The 16,491-nt window shown below is 34.8% G+C and carries 14 protein-coding genes; 10 read left to right on the forward strand and 4 right to left on the reverse strand.

Annotated features, from left to right (window positions below; all coding sequences use genetic code 11):
- The first annotated feature begins 65 nt into the window (after positions 1-65).
- Positions 66-1,589 (forward strand): glutamate--tRNA ligase, encoded by a 1,524-nt coding sequence (gene gltX / locus LZQ00_RS17865; RefSeq protein WP_234510612.1) that lies wholly within the window; start codon positions 66-68, stop codon positions 1,587-1,589.
- Between the two features lie 128 nt (positions 1,590-1,717).
- On the opposite strand, the gene LZQ00_RS17870 is transcribed toward gltX, so the two are convergent.
- Both LZQ00_RS17870 and dapF read right to left on the reverse strand, forming a co-directional pair.
- The gene (locus tag LZQ00_RS17870; protein WP_234510613.1) at positions 1,718-4,603 is read right to left on the reverse strand and encodes a DEAD/DEAH box helicase; all 2,886 of its coding nucleotides are present in this window, start codon (positions 4,601-4,603) and stop codon (positions 1,718-1,720) included.
- A 184-nt stretch (positions 4,604-4,787) separates the two neighbouring features.
- On the reverse strand, positions 4,788-5,570 hold the full coding sequence (gene dapF / locus LZQ00_RS17875) for a diaminopimelate epimerase (RefSeq protein WP_234510614.1): 783 nt from the start codon (positions 5,568-5,570) through the stop codon (positions 4,788-4,790).
- A gap of 231 nt (positions 5,571-5,801) precedes the next feature.
- Here dapF and LZQ00_RS17880 point away from each other — a divergent pair, with 231 nt between their 5' ends.
- From LZQ00_RS17880 to LZQ00_RS17900, 5 genes are all read left to right on the forward strand, one after another.
- Positions 5,802-7,349 carry a Do family serine endopeptidase gene (locus LZQ00_RS17880; RefSeq protein ID WP_234510615.1) on the forward strand — a complete coding sequence of 516 codons (1,548 nt, stop codon included), beginning with the start codon at positions 5,802-5,804 and terminating at the stop codon, positions 7,347-7,349.
- Between the two features lie 166 nt (positions 7,350-7,515).
- Entirely contained in the window at positions 7,516-7,950 is a 435-nt protein-coding gene (locus LZQ00_RS17885) for a low molecular weight protein-tyrosine-phosphatase (protein WP_234510616.1), read from the forward strand.
- Between the two features lie 28 nt (positions 7,951-7,978).
- A complete protein-coding gene (locus LZQ00_RS17890) occupies positions 7,979-8,326 on the forward strand; it encodes a hypothetical protein (protein WP_234510617.1) in 348 nt (115 codons plus the stop codon).
- 6 nt (positions 8,327-8,332) lie between these two features.
- The gene (locus tag LZQ00_RS17895) at positions 8,333-9,085 is read left to right on the forward strand and encodes a peptidylprolyl isomerase (protein WP_234510618.1); all 753 of its coding nucleotides are present in this window, start codon (positions 8,333-8,335) and stop codon (positions 9,083-9,085) included.
- A gap of 20 nt (positions 9,086-9,105) precedes the next feature.
- Complete coding sequence (locus LZQ00_RS17900) at positions 9,106-9,870, forward strand: exodeoxyribonuclease III (protein WP_234510619.1); 765 nt, start codon at positions 9,106-9,108, stop codon at positions 9,868-9,870.
- A 112-nt stretch (positions 9,871-9,982) separates the two neighbouring features.
- On the opposite strand, the gene LZQ00_RS17905 is transcribed toward LZQ00_RS17900, so the two are convergent.
- Positions 9,983-11,044, reverse strand: coding sequence for an Mrp/NBP35 family ATP-binding protein (locus LZQ00_RS17905; protein ID WP_234510620.1), 1,062 nt, complete (start codon positions 11,042-11,044; stop codon positions 9,983-9,985).
- A 181-nt stretch (positions 11,045-11,225) separates the two neighbouring features.
- On the opposite strand from LZQ00_RS17905, the gene LZQ00_RS17910 reads away from it, so the two are divergent.
- The gene (locus LZQ00_RS17910; RefSeq protein WP_234510621.1) at positions 11,226-13,265 is read left to right on the forward strand and encodes a transglycosylase domain-containing protein; all 2,040 of its coding nucleotides are present in this window, start codon (positions 11,226-11,228) and stop codon (positions 13,263-13,265) included.
- Positions 13,266-13,805 carry a hypoxanthine phosphoribosyltransferase gene (gene hpt / locus LZQ00_RS17915; protein WP_234510622.1) on the forward strand — a complete coding sequence of 180 codons (540 nt, stop codon included), beginning with the start codon at positions 13,266-13,268 and terminating at the stop codon, positions 13,803-13,805.
- Here hpt and LZQ00_RS17920 read toward each other — a convergent pair.
- Positions 13,802-14,362 (reverse strand): DNA-3-methyladenine glycosylase I, encoded by a 561-nt coding sequence (locus LZQ00_RS17920; RefSeq protein ID WP_234510623.1) that lies wholly within the window; start codon positions 14,360-14,362, stop codon positions 13,802-13,804. The genes hpt and LZQ00_RS17920 overlap by 4 nt on opposite strands.
- A gap of 112 nt (positions 14,363-14,474) precedes the next feature.
- Here LZQ00_RS17920 and LZQ00_RS17925 point away from each other — a divergent pair, with 112 nt between their 5' ends.
- Together LZQ00_RS17925 and LZQ00_RS17930 are read left to right on the forward strand one after the other, a co-directional pair.
- On the forward strand, positions 14,475-15,425 hold the full coding sequence (locus LZQ00_RS17925) for a DUF4271 domain-containing protein (RefSeq protein ID WP_234510624.1): 951 nt from the start codon (positions 14,475-14,477) through the stop codon (positions 15,423-15,425).
- A 12-nt stretch (positions 15,426-15,437) separates the two neighbouring features.
- The gene (locus LZQ00_RS17930) at positions 15,438-16,208 is read left to right on the forward strand and encodes a uroporphyrinogen-III synthase (RefSeq protein ID WP_234510625.1); all 771 of its coding nucleotides are present in this window, start codon (positions 15,438-15,440) and stop codon (positions 16,206-16,208) included.
- Positions 16,209-16,491 lie beyond the last annotated feature (283 nt).

A 16,491-nucleotide genomic window follows, 5' to 3' on the forward strand; every position in this document is an offset into this window, starting at 1 on the left:
ATTTTCTTATGGTTACCAGCTGTATCGTGTTAATGAAATGAAAATTTTGATGTAATTTTGTCTTCATGAGTTCGGAAAGAAAAGTAAGAGTGCGTTTTGCACCTAGTCCTACTGGTGGATTGCACCTTGGAGGAGTTCGTACAGCTTTATTCAATTATTTGTACGCACGTAAACATCAAGGTGATTTTATTTTACGTGTTGAAGATACAGATCAAACACGTTTTGTTGCTGGTGCAGAAGAATATATTAATGAATGTTTAGCGTGGTGCGGTTTGACACCTGATGAAAGTCCTGCTAAAGGAGGTTCTTTTGGACCATATCGTCAAAGTGAGCGTAAACCTTCTTATCGTCAATTTGCAGAACAATTGATTGAAAATGGATATGCTTATTATGCATTTGATACTGCTGCTGAGTTAGAAGAACAAAGAAAAGAGCAACCGAACTTTCGTTATAGTCATGAGAATCGACTAAAACTTCGAAATTCATTAAGCCTTTCTCCAGAGGAAACACAACAGTTATTAGGCGCAGGTACTCCACATACTATTCGGATTAAGGTACCAACAGATGAAATCGTTTCTTTTACTGATATGATTCGTGGTCAAGTAAGTTTTGACACGAATTTAATTGATGATAAGGTTTTATTAAAAGCAGATGGAATGCCTACTTATCATTTGGCTGTTGTTGTTGATGATAAAGCAATGGAGATTTCTCATGTTTTCCGTGGGGAAGAATGGTTACCTTCTGCTCCAATTCACATTTTATTATGGGAATATTTGGGTTGGAATGATCAAATGCCGCAATGGGCACATTTACCATTAATCTTAAAACCAGACGGAAATGGCAAGTTAAGTAAACGGGATGGCGATCGTTTGGGGTTCCCTGTTTATGCTATGAATTGGAAAGATGCACAATCGGATGCCGTAACTAAAGGTTTCCGAGAAATGGGATTTTTACCCGAAGCTTTTGTTAATATGTTAGGCGTGTTGGGATGGAATGATGGTACTGAACAAGAACTGTTTTCATTGGAGGAATTAACGCAAAAATTCTCTGTAGAGCGTATCAGTAAAGCTGGTGCGAAATTCGACTTTGAGAAAGCAAAATGGTTCAACCATGAGTGGATCAAGAAAACATCGAATGAAGCACTACTTCCACAAATAAAAGATGTGTTAGTAGCTCACCAGATTCAACATATTGATGATAAGTATGTAGCTCAAGTGTTGTATGCAGTGAAAGAGCGATTGACATTTGTTTCGGATTTTTGGGAACATGCTTCATTTTTCTTTGTCACACCCGAAAGCTATGACTTGGATGCGGTAAAACCAAAATGGTCTGCTGAAAAAACCACTTTCTTTGAAAACATCAATGCTGCTTTTGAAACAGTTGAATCCTGGAAAGCTACTGACTTAGAACCCTTTTTCAAAGGAGCTATTCAAGATTCAAGAATGAAAATGGGTGAGTTGATGATGCCATTTCGCATTATGTTAGTAGGGGGTAAGTTTGGACCAGATGTTTTCCAGATTGTAGAGTTATTAGGAAAAGAAGAAGTTATTGCTCGTGTGAGAAAAGCATTAATTGCTTTTACAGCGTAGGTAACTATACTATAAAAAAAGAAACCCATGCTACTGAATGAGCACGGGTTTCTCTGTTAAAAGAGATGACAGATTACATGTCACATATTATTTTCGATTATGGAAATAGTTCTCAACTCTGTCTTTTGTTATCCCAATAGTTCTTGAATATCTTCTGGTGATAATGACTTGATAAAACTCTCTTCCGTAGTAATTAAACTTTGGGCAATAGAACGTTTTCTATTTTGCATAGCTAATATTTTTTCCTCTACCGTATCTTTCGAAATAAATTTATAGATAAATACATTTTTAGTTTGCCCGATTCTGTGCGATCTATCTACAGCTTGTTGTTCGACAGCAGGGTTCCACCAGGGATCTAAAATGAATACATAGTCAGCCTCAATTAGGTTCAGACCTACACCACCAGCTTTGATCGATATTAAAAATAATTTTGTGTCTTCATCTTGTCTGAACTGACTGACAGCTTCATCTCGGTTTTTTGTACTCCCATCTAAATAAGCATAGTTGATTTTTTTCTTATCAAAGTATCCCCTAAAAATATTGAGATGCTTGACAAATTGTGAGAATATTAAGACTTTATTTCCATGTTGTAATACATTCTCTAAGGTCTCGATTACCGTGTCAAATTTTCCTGAGCTGCCTATATATTCTTGGTCGACCATTTTAGGATGATTGGCAAGTTGTCTTAATTTAATCAAACCTTGCAGGAGCGCAATTTGATTTGATTTTGCTTTTCCTATCATTTGACCATCTAGAATCGCATTACGATATTCTGATTTTACTTTTTCATAGAGCTCATGTTGTTTTTCAGGCATTTCACAATATAGTACTTGCTCCGTTTTTGGAGGAAGCTCTGTTGCAACTTGATCTTTGGTTCTGCGTAAGATAAAAGGCTTAACAATGGTTTGAAGTCTTCTTGCCTTTTCCTCATCCTTTTTCTTTTCAATAGGTTGCACAAATTCCTTTTGAAAATAGGTGTAACTACCAAGAAGTCCAGGGTTTGTAAAATGCATTTGTGTCCAAAGATCAGAGACTGAATTTTCTACAGGAGTTCCACTTAAGGCAAGCTTATTTTTACTTTTTAAGCTTTTAATAGCTTTGAAAGATTTTGAGGTTGGGTTTTTAATATTTTGACTCTCATCAAGAATGATGTAGTTGAAGTAAAATTGACTTAACAGCTCTTCATCAATACGTGTGATACCATAAGTCGTAATGACCAAATCAAAAGAAGCCAGTAACTGTGGATTTTTTAATCGGTTATTGCCAGTATGTAGATGAATCTGTAGATCTGGTGCAAACTTATGCGCTTCATTTTGCCAATTGTAAATCAATGAAGTCGGCAATACAAGCAATGAAGTCTTGACATCGTTGCTTTTGACCAATAATTCCTTTTGACGTTGAAGTAAGGCGAGTGTTTGAATGGTCTTTCCCAGTCCCATATCATCAGCAAGACAGCCTCCAAATTTGTACTGTTGTAAAAAGTTAAACCAATTGTATCCTGCCTGTTGATAGGGGCGAAGCTGTCCATGAAAATTTTTGGGTAAGGGGGCGTCTTCAATCTCTTCAAATTCCGTCAATTTTTTCAACTTTCGGGAGAACATGAGCTCCGCATGCTCGCTGATCTCGTAAAGTAATCCTAAATGAATTTTATTTAATTTAAGCTCATTTTTATCTGTAGAAAATTGAAACAAGTGATTGTATTGCGCAAACCACTCTTCCGGTATCATGGCTATTTCTCCATTTGGAAGTGTAAATTCTTTAATATTATGAAGGATATGATGTCTTAATTGGATAAATGGAATCTCGAAAGGACCAAATTTTGCTATTGCCTTGATATCGAACCAATCATTACCTTCATTAATTGAAATATCAATAGAGGTATGTCCAATAAAAAATCTTTTTTCTGCGACATCTTGTATGATCTCAAATCCTTTTTCTTTCAATATAGCATCATTTTGACTGATCCAATCAAAAATAGAAACTTGTTTGCCCAATACTTTTTTGGGGAATAGATCATTTACGTGTTGCTGAACTTTTTCCAAACCAAGTTCTGTTATGATCTGAAGTTGATTTGCTTCCCAAGTCAGAGAACGTTTGATGCGATGGAACACATATAGATCTTGATCTTCTATATATTCCATTCGGACATTTACCTTATTATCTTTGCCGGAGGAAAATATATAGGGACCATATTGAAATTGTAATTGTAAATGGAAATATCCTTCTTCATGACCAATCAACTTCAGGATAGGATTGGCATTATGTTGATGCGTCTTAATCTCAAACCCTTCGGCATACACATGATATCTTTCTATCAAGCTACAAACAAAGGTTTCAAAGTACTTCTTTTCAGTACTTCGAGAAACGGAAATAAATCTTTTGTTCAAAAATGGGCTTAGTTTTTTGCCTTCTAATTGTTGATCAAAGTGAAATAAGGTATTGTTAAGTAAGAGCCACGCTTGTTCATTAATGATTACCTGTGCATTCTTAAACATGAATTCCATTCGATGATCTTCATACTTAATGGTTGGGAAATAACGTGTCTCCTCTTCATTTCTTCTAAAATGAAAAAGGATAGAGGCTGGTTGAGGTGCGATCTGAACTTTTTGATCTGCAGGATACCCATCTTTACTCATCAAGAATATGGGTTTATCACCTACAATAGCCAAAAACTGAAGGAGTACCTGATCAATTTTTGTTCTTAACAATTCATGTAATTTCTTGTCAAAAACTTTTGAAAAGAAGTCTACAGGTCTGATGGCTTTTTTATGGTACTTCTTGATCAGATTAGTTTGTTCGATCTCGTCAAGAAGTCGGATCAACTTATAGTCTAACTCATCAACAGCTTGTGCATATTCATTGACTGTATTGCTAAATACGCGTTTATAGCGAAGTGAATAAGTCCCATTTGGATTCAATTTGACCACATGTGGCTCCATTAAATAACCCAAATAGGGATGTTCACATATGGAATAAACAATTCGGTGCGATGAAGATAACTTTGTCTGTTGCATTAATATATTCGTACCCTAATTAAATAAGGTTTCTAATATACAGATTAATCTATATGATCTGGGTAATAATTATTATTAATTTGATACTGATGAAAGAATAAGAAGTTCGTTAAGATGAACTTGGCTTATCTACCATTCAATAGGTAATGTTCTTATAGGGATGTAGATATTGGTATTCTCTTTTCTAGATAGTTCCGTTGTAAACAAAAGTTGCGGGACCTTTCAAATATACTTGAGTAAAAGAATGACCATCTTTTAAAAAAGAGATATATAATTGCCCCCCTAGTACACGGATGGGGATTGTTATTTTTCCATTTCTATTTTCAGCTAATGCTATGGTCATTGCAGCGGCTGTAGCTCCAGTTCCACATGCAAAAGTTTCATCTTCAACTCCTCGTTCAAATGTACGTAAGAAATATCCTGTGTCACCTTCTTTTTCGATAAAGTTGACATTGATTCCTTCTTTTTTATACGTTTGATTATTTCTGATCTGATATCCGTCATTAAAAACATCCAGATCTGCCAACTTATTTTTAAAGGTAATATAGTGAGGTGAACCTGTATTGATGACATAGGCTTCTCCATCTCGATCTATTTTTTCGACATCAATCATTTGGAGATCAATTAAATTGCCCTCTAAATTCGCTTGATGAACACCGTCCACTGCCAAAAAGACAGTTTTGTCATGTATCAAGTTAAGATCTCTTGCATAAGCGACAATACAGCGACCGCCATTACCACACATCGTTCCTTCTCGGCCATCAGCATTAAAATAAACCATCTCAAAATCAAAGTTTTCTATTGCTTGTAATAGCATCAAACCATCAGCTCCAATACCAAATCTTCGATCACAAAGTTGTTTGATCAAATCTTCATTTTTACGATCGAAACCTAGGTTTCTATTGTCAATAAGAATAAAGTCATTGCCAGCCCCTTGGTATTTTGAAAATTTAATTTTTGATTCCATTTGAGTGATTATATCTAGCAAAATTAACTTTTCTGTTACACATAACATAAAGAAAGTTAAGTTTTGTTAAAAAGGTGATTTTTAGTGGTCAATTAACATTTTTTAACGTGCCTAATTAGCAGTGAAATTTGAAATGGTATTACATTTGAAAAGTAATAGTATATTTAATAAATTTCAGATTAGATATAAAATTAGTTATATATTTTTAATAAAATTTAGAAGCAATAGTTTATGAACAAAGTAGGTTTAACTTTATTAACAGCTGTCTTCGGAGGAGCCGTAGCTATAGGAGGCTATAAGCTTTTTGAGAATAAAACATTTGATGGAATGTCTTTCGAGGACAAACAAAAGGTATATTTTGCGAACAATCCAACTGGAGTGATTTCCTCGACAGGAAATCCAGATTTCACACAAGCAGCTGCAATTGTGTCTCCAGGAGTTGTACACATTAAAACAACGTATACCAAACAAATATCTCAGGGTGGAGGATCAGGTTCTCCATTTGATATGTTTGAGGAGTTTTTTGGTAATCCACAAGGTCAAGGTCGTCAACAAAGACAGGCGCAACCTGTTCAAGCTTCGGGATCTGGTGTGATTATCTCTGATGATGGCTATATCGTAACGAATAACCACGTGGTAGAAGATGCGGATAAGATTGAGGTTGTTCTTACGGATAAGCGCTCTTTTGAAGCAAAAGTAATTGGACGTGATCCAAATACAGATTTAGCTCTTTTAAAAGTAACGGCTAAAGGACTTCCTGTTGTTAAATTGGGAAATTCGGATAATGTGAATATTGGCGAGTGGGTGTTAGCAGTGGGTTATCCATTAGGTTTGCAATCAACAGTGACTGCAGGAATTGTTAGTGCAAAAGGACGTCAAATAGGAATTTTAGGAGAAAGTCAACAACAGCCTCGTGGCTATGGTGGTCAGGAAGAACCTGTGGCTAATTCATCGATTGAGTCGTTTATCCAAACCGATGCGGTTATTAACAGAGGAAATAGCGGTGGAGCATTGGTAAATGCACAAGGTGAGTTGATTGGTATTAATTCAGCTATTGCTTCTCCAACAGGAGTGTATGCTGGTTATGGTTTTGCAATTCCAGTAAATTTAGTGAAGAAAATTGTGGATGATTTTGTGAAATTTGGAAATGTGAAACGTGGTTATATTGGAGTGACCTTTACTGAAATAACACCGGAATTAGCAAAAGAAAAAGGCTTGACAGATGTGAATGGATTGTATGTTCAGGATGTCGTTAAAGGTGGTGCTGCAGCAGCTGCAGGAATTCAAAAAGGAGATTTGATTACCCAGATCAATGGCAAAGTCATTACCTCTTCTCCAGTTCTACAAGAAACTGTTGGTCGTTTACGTCCAGGAGATAAAGTGAAATTGACCTTTAAGCGTGATGGAAAAGAAAAAGAAGTGAATGTCACGCTGAAAGGAGAAGAAATAAATAAAGTAGCGGCTGGAGAAAATTCTAGTAAAAGTGCTACTGAAATTTATAACAAACTAGGTGCTAGTTTTCTTCCTGCTTCGAGTGCACAGAAAAAAGAGTTGGGTATAAACTCTGGTGTAGTGGTCACCCAAATTAATAAAGGTGGTGTTTTTGAATATTTTGGTGTTGAGAAAGGTCTGGTGATTACTGAAGTAAATGGTACTCCAGTTAATAATGTGGACGATATTGAAGCTGCTTTAGCAAAAACAAAACGAAACATTGTTAGCATGAAAGGTGTGCCAGAACGAGGAAGTACAGTTGTACTCAATGTTCCAATCGAATATTAATCGTATTTATAATTGATTCATTAAAGGTGGTTTCGTTTTCGGAATCACCTTTTTTTGTCATTCAATTTACTGGAATTATATTTCAATTGTGGCATAGGACAACTTTTACAAGTGTTAATCTCATAAATCTTATTTATACTCGCAATATTATCATTATTTTTAAACCATGAATATTTTAATGGTTTGTTTAGGTAATATCTGTCGATCGTCGTTGGCGCACGGCATCCTAAGTCATCTGGCAAAAGAAGAAGGATTAGACTGGACGATTGAGTCTGCAGGTACAGGAGATTGGCATATTGGACAGGCCCCAGATAGGAGATCTATTGCTGTGGCTAAAAAATATAATGTTGACATTTCTCATCAACGAGCAAGACATTTTAACGCAAGCTTATTTAATGCCTACGATCATATCTTAGTGATGGATCATCAAAATTATAAGGATGTAGTTTCGCAGGCAACATCAAAAGAAGAACGGGATAAAGTTATGCTGTTTTTAGTGGATGATATTGTGCCAGATCCTTATTTTGATGAAAACCTATTTGAACCCGTGTATAAGCTTATTGAAAATCGCTGTCAGCAGTTGATCAAAGAGTGGAAGTAGTTGTTTAAATCTCTATATTTGTTTTTATATGAACGCATCAGAAGTAAATAAAAAATGGGTGGTTTTGCAACATGAGATTGCAGAATCATTTGATATGGAGTTGCCAGATTTAAAAGTGTTTTTATTTTTGATTGGCGTGCAAGAGCTCGGTAAGGGGCCTCAAAAATTTTCGAAAAGAGAAAAGGAAGAATTGATGCATATTGCCAATTGTCGTCTTTTTAGTGCGATGGGTTTTTATGAGTTGAGGGGACTAGATGAAGAGGGGTGGCCGCATTGGGAATTGATTAAGCCAATTCCGAATTATACATTATTGGAGCAAGAGCTCATCATTAAATCATTAATCATTGATTATTTTCAAGATCTAAAAGTAATTTAAATTGCCATGAAAAAAATAATTTTATTTTCATTATTTTGTGTGATATCGTTGGTTGTTTTTGCTGCAAAACCAACGAATAAGTATGTACGTATTCAAACTGATAAAGGAGTGATCGTATTAAAACTTTATAATGAGACACCAAAGCATAGAGACAACTTCGTGAAATTGGTGAAAGAGAATTACTTTGACAGTTTACTTTTTCATCGTGTTATACACAATTTTATGATTCAAAGTGGAGATCCTGATTCCAGAAATGCTAAACCTGGTCAATTGTTAGGGGACGGTGGTCCTAACTATACTATTCCTTCTGAAATCCAGACAGGTCTCTTCCATAAAAAAGGAGCTCTTGGTGCTGCAAGAGATGATAATCCAGCTAAAGCGTCCTCAGCTTCGCAATTCTATATTGTACAAGGGAAGAAATTTTCAGATGGAGGTTTAGATAGTTTAGAGACCTTGAGGATGAAAGGTGTTAAGTTTACCGAAGCACAGCGTACAGCTTATAAGACAGTAGGGGGATCTCCTCATTTGGATGGTAATTATACTGTTTTTGGAGAATTGATAAGTGGAATTGAGGTTGTTGATGAAATTGCAGCAGTGAAGACTGACAAAAATGATCGTCCTGTAGTGGATGAACACATGTCTATAAAGTTATTGACAAAAAGAGAAGCGGTTAATTTAGAACGTGAACTCAAAGGATTAAAACCTAAAAATGGTCTCTTTACTAAAATTAGTGATTTGTTTTCTTCTAAGGATTATTAATTGTTAAATCGAACATTGTTGTGAAAATAGTTACTTATAACGTGAATGGCTTACGTGCTGCCATTAAGAAAAACTGGTTGGGTTGGTTAAAAGAAGTAAATGCAGATGTTGTCTGTCTTCAAGAGATCAAAGCTACACCAGATCAAATTCCAGAAATAGCCCTTTTGGAACAGTTGGGGTATGAGCATTATTGGTATCCAGCACAGAAAAAAGGATATAGTGGTACAGCAATATTTACGAGGATAACTCCAAAACATGTTGAGTACGGTTGCGGACATGAGGATTATGATTTTGAAGGGCGTATTATTAGAGCTGATTTTGATGATGTATCTATCATGAGTACTTATTTCCCTTCAGGAACAACAGGTGATATTCGCCAAGATTTTAAATATCGTTTCCTTGCAGATTTTCAAGATTATTCTAATCAACTTTTGCAGGAAAAACCAAATTTAATCGTTTGTGGAGATTACAATATCTGCCATCGTCCGATTGATATTCATAATCCCAAATCAAATGCGAATTCTTCGGGCTTTTTGCCAGAGGAAAGAGAGTGGATGGAGAACTTTATTAACTCGGGTTATATCGATTCCTTTCGTCATCTGAACCCAGAGCCAGATCGATACACTTGGTGGAGTTATCGTGCAGGAGCAAGAGCAAGAAATTTAGGTTGGCGCATCGATTATAATATGGTCTCAAATGCCTTAGCATCTCGAATTGAATCTGCAGAGATCTTAAATCAAGCAATACATTCGGATCATTGTCCTGTAGTGCTCCATTTGAAATAATAATAATAAACTAGGAAATCGCTTAGGTAAAAGCTAGCTTTAATTAATAATTTATATACATAAAGTGGCCTCATTGAATAGCATGAGGCCACTTTCTGTATAAAATAATAGATTATTTTGTTGCTTGTACAATAGACAATTGTTGTGCTACACGTTCAGCAATTGCAATGAAAGATTTCGTCGTTGGATCTTCTGGGTCAATTGCAATTGGAAAACCATTGTCCCCAGCATCAGAGATACCTTTTAATAAAGGAATCTCTCCCAAAAATGGTATTTTGTACTCCTCTGCCAATCTTTTACCTCCATCTTTACCAAAGATATAATATTTGTTTTCTGGTAATTCAGCCGGTGTAAAATAAGCCATATTCTCTATGACTCCTAACAAAGGAATGTTGATTGAATCCATCAAGAACATGCCCATACCTTTAACAGCATCTGCTAATGCAACATGTTGTGGCGTCGTCACGATTACTGCTCCAGCAATAGGGAAATTTTGAGATACGGTAATGTGGATATCTCCTGTTCCAGGAGGCATATCGATTATTAAATAATCCAAATCACCCCAGTCTGTATCATTCAAAAGCTGTTTGATTGCAGATGTAGCCATCGGCCCTCTCCATGGAATAGGTTGGTTTGGATCTGTGAAAAACCCAATGGATAATAATTTTAATCCGAATTTTTCAATAGGTTGTATTTTAACAGAGCCATCTTCATGTTGTACAGATTGTGGTTTTTCACCTTCAAGACCAAACATGATAGGAAGCGATGGGCCATAAATATCGGCATCTAAAAGACCAGTTTTTGCACCTTTGGCAAGTAAGGACAATGCTAAGTTCGCAGCAACAGTAGATTTACCAACACCCCCTTTTCCTGAAGAAACGAGGATGATATTTTTAATTCCTGATAATTGATTTCCTTCCTTACCCAATACACGAGATGTCATATGGACATCCACTGCAATATTTTTGTCAATGAAATGCGCAATCGCATTCCGACAGGCATGTTCTATATGATCTTTAAGGGGACAGGCAGGTGTAGTTAACACTACTTCAAAAGATACTTTTTGATTGTCAATGACAATATTTTGAATCATGTTGAGTGTAACCAAATCTTTTTTTAAATCTGGTTCTTCCACATATGATAGAGCTTCTAGTACTTGTTCTTTGGTTATCATCTAATTTATGGATGCATGAATATTAATACTACAAAATTACTGAATGATAAATTAAAACTTGTCATATATATGTTTTTAATGATATTAAGATTTAATTTTTACATTTGAATATTCAAAACAGAGAGTCACACGTTTTTATAATATGTCCAATAATTTTACCACTATTCTCCGTTCCAAAAAAATGAGAATTCTGTACATCGTACTTGGAGTTCTTTTTGTGTTTATGATTGCAGGAGGTGTTTTTGCATATCAAAAACGAGACGGCATGTTACTGTCCGCCATTAATAAAGCAAAGGAAAAACTTGCATCTAAATATGACCTGGATCTTAAGATTCAATATTATTCTTTTAAAGGACTATCTTCCGTTCAATTTCAAAATATTGTTCTTCAGCCAAAAGGGAAGGAGCAATTAGCACATATCCAGGATTTAACGGTTTCTGTTCGAATCCTTCCACTATTATCTGGAGACGTTAAAATCGGACAAATCCTAATGGATAATAGTGCTGTAACATTGGTCAAAAAAGATTCAACGAGTAATTATGATTTTCTTTTCAAAAAGAGAGAAAAAGATAGTACAAAAAATGATAAGGCAGAAACTAATTTCGCTGATTTGGCTGATCGCATGTTGAAAAGTGTATTCTTTAAGATTCCAAAAGATATGGATATGAATAATTTTGAAATATCTTATCAGGACGACAGTACCTCACAACGAATTCTAATCCCTGAGGCAGAGATTTCTGGTGGTGATTTGAAGACAAAATTTTTACTTAATGATCATGAAGCTGTTTGGAATCTAGAAGGTACTGTTAATCCAGATGACAAAGAATTATATCTCAAATTATTTTCTGATAAAAAAGATGTTGAACTACCACTTTTGAGACGAAAGTTTGGATTGAAAGCAAGTTTCGATGCGATTTCATTTCGATTAAATAAGGTAGATCGAAAAAACAAAGAACTGCTATCACTATCAGGAGATTGGGGTTTTGAAAACTTAAAACTCAATCATTGGCGGATTTCAGATAAAGATGTAATATTTCCAGGAGGAGTAATGAGTGGCGCTTTGAACATCGGAAAAACTTCTATTGAAATCGATAAAGAAAGTAAGGTGAAGGTAAAGGAGTTTGAATTTAACCCTTATGTTAAATACGAGCATAAACCGCAACAAAAGTTAGAATTAGCTATCCATACAGACCGTATAGAAGCACAAAAGTTTTTTGATGCCATACCAGTAGGATTGTTCAATTCATTGGAAGGTATTCATGTGTCAGGGCATATGCAATATGATTTGAATTTTGCCTTGAATTTTAAAAAGCCAAACGATGTCGTCTTTTCTTCAAAAATGGATGACAAAGATCTAAAGATAGAGAAATGGGGAAATGCCAATATACAAGAATTGAATACCCCATTTACATATATCGCATATGAAAAAGGAGAACCAATGCGTACGATTGTATTGGGCTCTCAAAATCCAGACTTTACACCTTTAGATCAGATCTCTCGTTATATGCAGATCTCTTTGATCAATACAGAGGATCCTTTCTTTTTTTCACATAATGGTTTCCAAGAAGAAGCTTTCAGATTATCTATAGCAACCAATTTAAAAGAAAAGAAATTCAAGCGTGGGGCAAGTACCATATCTATGCAACTGGTCAAAAATGTCTTTTTGAATCGCAATAAAACAGTTGTCCGAAAAGTAGAAGAAATTATTTTGGTTTGGTTAATGGAATCTTCAAAACAGGTTAGTAAAAAGCGACTTTATGAAGTATACCTGAATGTGATTGAGTGGGGTAACAATGTATATGGTATTACGGAAGCATCGCGTTATTATTTTGGAAAGAAACCATTGGATTTGACTTTAGGAGAGAGCATCTTTTTGTCAAGTATTGTTCCTCGTCCCAAAACAGGCCTCTATTCTTTTGATTGGACTGGGCATTTAAAATCCAATATGTTGCATTATTTTAATACTTATGGTCATATTATGGTGAAAACTGGACAACTTGGGGTAGACTCCACGGTGTCGAACTATGGTTTTTACCAAGTGGAATTATTACCACATCTAAGATCTGCAAGACCAGCTCATGTAGATACGATTGATAGTTTAGATTTTGAATTGGATGAAGGAGAAGAAATTTTTCCAGATGAAACAGAGCATACCAAAGAACATACACGTTCTATTTTTGATAAATTATTAGGTCGAAATAAAGAAGAGGAGAAGAAGTAAATGAAACAATTAGAAATCGATAATTTACATTTTGAGTTGATGATTGATGAAAATCAAATTCAAAAGCGTATACGGTTGATAGGTACTGATATCAATCATCGTTATGAGCAAAAGAATCCTGTATTTATTGGTGTTTTAAATGGTTGTTTCATGTTTATGACCGATTTATTAAAACAAGTGGTTATTCCTTGCGAAATTTCTTTTGTGAAATTAGCTTCTTATGAAGGAACAGATCAAGGTAAAATGAGTGAACTTATTGGATTGGGGATAGATCTCCAAGGGCGGGATGTTATCATTGTTGAAGATATTGTTGATTCGGGGAACTCTTTGAAATATACGATTGAGGCTATTGAAAGGCAATTACCAGCTAGTGTGGTTGTATGTACCTTATTATTGAAACCTGAATGTTTACAATATGATTTTGAAAACATTCAGTATGTTGGTTTCGAAATAGAAAAAGAATTTGTTGTAGGATATGGCATGGATTATAATGGTTTAGGCCGGAATATTCCAGATATCTATAAAAATATAATTGTCTAGTTTCTAAAACTACAAGAAACAAGGTGATCATTAATCATCCCAACTGCTTGCATATAAGCATAACAGATTGTCGATCCGAAAAACTTGATACCTCTTTTTTTGAGATCTTTAGCGATCAGGTCCGATTCTGTAGAAGTAACTGCAGCATCTTTCTGTGTGACGATGTTATTTTCAATTCTTTCCTGATTCGGCATAAAACTATATAGATACTGGTAAAAACTCCCAAATTCTGCTTGTATCTGAATGAAAATCTGTGCATTTGTGATCGAAGATTCAATCTTTCCTCGATGACGGATAACCCCTGAGTTGCTTAAGATTTCTTCTACATCTTCATGAGTGAATTTTGAAACAGCATGTACATCAAAATTAGCAAATGCTTGTTTATATTGTTCCCTTCGTTTTAATATCGTGATCCAGCTAAGTCCAGCTTGTGCTGATTCTAAAATTAGAAACTCAAACAACGTTTGATCATCTTTTACTTGTTTACCCCATTCTTGATCATGATAGTCCATATAAAGTGGGTCATTGCCACACCATAAACATCTTGTTACTGACATAAATTATTGCTTATTTTTTTGATGAAGTTAAGAAAAGCGTTTGGAATCTTTTTTTGAAAATCAATTTTTATCCTAACTTTACAACTCTTAAAAGATTTCAAAGCTTATACAGGTGAAATTAAGTTACATTATTCGATTTGTTTTTTTCTTCCTCCTACCTTTTGCCCCTTACGCAAAAGGACAAGATTTGATTGATACAATAGGTCTTGTTTCTGCAGATTCTACTACTGCTTTAGATACCGTTTCAAATAATGCAATCCCAAAAGATCAACGGTTGTTGACTCCTTCTACGACAGCGTATCGCATATTGGATATTGATGGAGATCGAATTATTCTCCATAACATGGAATCCTATGCCGTTACTCAATATTTTTTTTCAAATAATCTTACAGGAAAAAATAAGATACATGTTGGAGTGCTAAAATATGAACGGAAAAGATGGGTTTTATTTACCAGTTTATTTCTTCTTTTAGCATTTGGTGTCATTCGTTTTTTCTTCTCTTCCGATGTGAAATTAATTATTCAAGCGTATTTTAATGAACGTATTATCGCACAAGTGAGTAAGGAGGATACCATTTTAACATCATGGGCATTTATCTTTTTGTACTTACTTTTTTCTTTATCGCTCAGTCTTTTCGTTTGTATATTTTACGCCTACGTTTTGCAACAGATTGACTTCTTGTTCTTTAGTAATTATTTAAAAGTCTCCATCATCATAGCCGTTATATTTGCCTTGAAAATAGGATTTATTCGATTTATAGCCTATGTTTTTGAGATACAAAGACTCGTCAAAGAATATGTTACAATCTTATATTTAATTTATTTTAATTCATTGTTATTTTTGCTACCCACTGTATTGGTAGTAAGTTTAGTCCCACTACATTATCTTTCTTCTATCTTTAATTTTACCGTATTCATTGGTGTAATATTGTTTTTATACCGTTTTTTAAGGACTGCATTGAATGTTGTGTCACAACAGCAATTTTCAGTTTTTTATTTAATTTTGTATCTTTGCTGCCTAGAAATAGCACCGATTTTAATATTAGTGCGACTACTAAGCTAATTAAAAGATAATATGCAAGCTTCAGATGTAGAAAGAGCAAAAAAGGTAAAAAGTATATTAGTTACCTTGCCAAAACCTGAAAATGATAAATCGCCATATTCTGCCCTCGCGCAGAAGTATAATCTAAAACTTGATTTTAGAGGTTTTATTCATGTGGAGGGGGTTCCTGCTCGTGATGTAAGAAAGGATAAAGTAAATCTTGCTGAGTTTACAGCTGTTATTTTTACAAGTAGAAATGCTGTTGATCATTTCTTTAGAGTATGTGAAGAAATGAGATTTGAGGTATCAGCCGAGTTGAAATATTTTTGTATTTCCGAAACCATAGCATTATATCTTCAAAAGTATATTCAATACCGTAAACGTAAAATTTTCTTTGGAAAGCAAACAGCTAAGGATCTGGAAGAAGTGTTAAAAAAGCACAAAGATGAAAACTTTTTATTTCCATGTTCCGATGTAGCCAATGAAGAAACAAGCAAATGGTTGAAAGAAAACGGATATAAGTTTACCCCTGCAGTTTTATTCAAGACAGTGGTGAGTGATTTGTCAGACTTGAAAGACGTTTTTTATGATATCATCGTCTTTTTTAGTCCGTCAAGCGTACAGTCTCTTTATGAGAACTTCCCTGATTTTAAACAAAATAAAACACGTATTGCTGCATTTGGAGCAAGTACGCAGCAAGCTCTCCTAGAACATGGTTTAGTCTTGGATATCCCGGCACCTACGCCAAAAGCACCAAGTATGACAATGGCTGTAGAGGAATATGTTAAGATTGTGAACAAATAAAGCATTACTTACATTTTAAAACAAAAAAGAGGAATTTTCCTCTTTTTTGTTTTAAAAGGATTTTTAGTCAATTATTTCAGCTAGAGTTTCCCATTATACATCGTCAATTATCCAAAATTGAGCAGCTTTGATAGATGATAAGCACGATCTTTAGGTATAATTAAAGAAAGTTAAAAAATGAGCTAAATGGTCATAATCATTTGAGTTATTTAGAATATTTCTACGAATTTATGTGCGAAATTAGTACTTTAGCAATAGTGATTGTTTTAATCACAGCATAAGT

This window comes from Sphingobacterium sp. SRCM116780, assembly GCF_021442025.1.
Lineage (GTDB): Bacteria > Bacteroidota > Bacteroidia > Sphingobacteriales > Sphingobacteriaceae > Sphingobacterium.

What these genes read in the sequence shown, in the direction of transcription:
- hpt (WP_234510622.1), top strand. Translation starts at nt 13,266, where the DNA reads ATGAAACAATTAGAAATCGATAATTTACATTTTGAGTTGATGATTGAT.
- LZQ00_RS17910 (WP_234510621.1), top strand. Translation starts at nt 11,226, where the DNA reads ATGAGAATTCTGTACATCGTACTTGGAGTTCTTTTTGTGTTTATGATT.
- LZQ00_RS17885 (WP_234510616.1), top strand. Translation starts at nt 7,516, where the DNA reads ATGAATATTTTAATGGTTTGTTTAGGTAATATCTGTCGATCGTCGTTG.
- LZQ00_RS17880 (WP_234510615.1), top strand. Translation starts at nt 5,802, where the DNA reads ATGAACAAAGTAGGTTTAACTTTATTAACAGCTGTCTTCGGAGGAGCC.
- dapF (WP_234510614.1), bottom strand. Translation starts at nt 5,570, where the DNA reads ATGGAATCAAAAATTAAATTTTCAAAATACCAAGGGGCTGGCAATGAC.
- LZQ00_RS17870 (WP_234510613.1), bottom strand. Translation starts at nt 4,603, where the DNA reads ATGCAACAGACAAAGTTATCTTCATCGCACCGAATTGTTTATTCCATA.
- LZQ00_RS17920 (WP_234510623.1), bottom strand. Translation starts at nt 14,362, where the DNA reads ATGTCAGTAACAAGATGTTTATGGTGTGGCAATGACCCACTTTATATG.
- gltX (WP_234510612.1), top strand. Translation starts at nt 66, where the DNA reads ATGAGTTCGGAAAGAAAAGTAAGAGTGCGTTTTGCACCTAGTCCTACT.
- LZQ00_RS17890 (WP_234510617.1), top strand. Translation starts at nt 7,979, where the DNA reads ATGAACGCATCAGAAGTAAATAAAAAATGGGTGGTTTTGCAACATGAG.
- LZQ00_RS17895 (WP_234510618.1), top strand. Translation starts at nt 8,333, where the DNA reads ATGAAAAAAATAATTTTATTTTCATTATTTTGTGTGATATCGTTGGTT.
- LZQ00_RS17905 (WP_234510620.1), bottom strand. Translation starts at nt 11,044, where the DNA reads ATGATAACCAAAGAACAAGTACTAGAAGCTCTATCATATGTGGAAGAA.
- LZQ00_RS17930 (WP_234510625.1), top strand. Translation starts at nt 15,438, where the DNA reads ATGCAAGCTTCAGATGTAGAAAGAGCAAAAAAGGTAAAAAGTATATTA.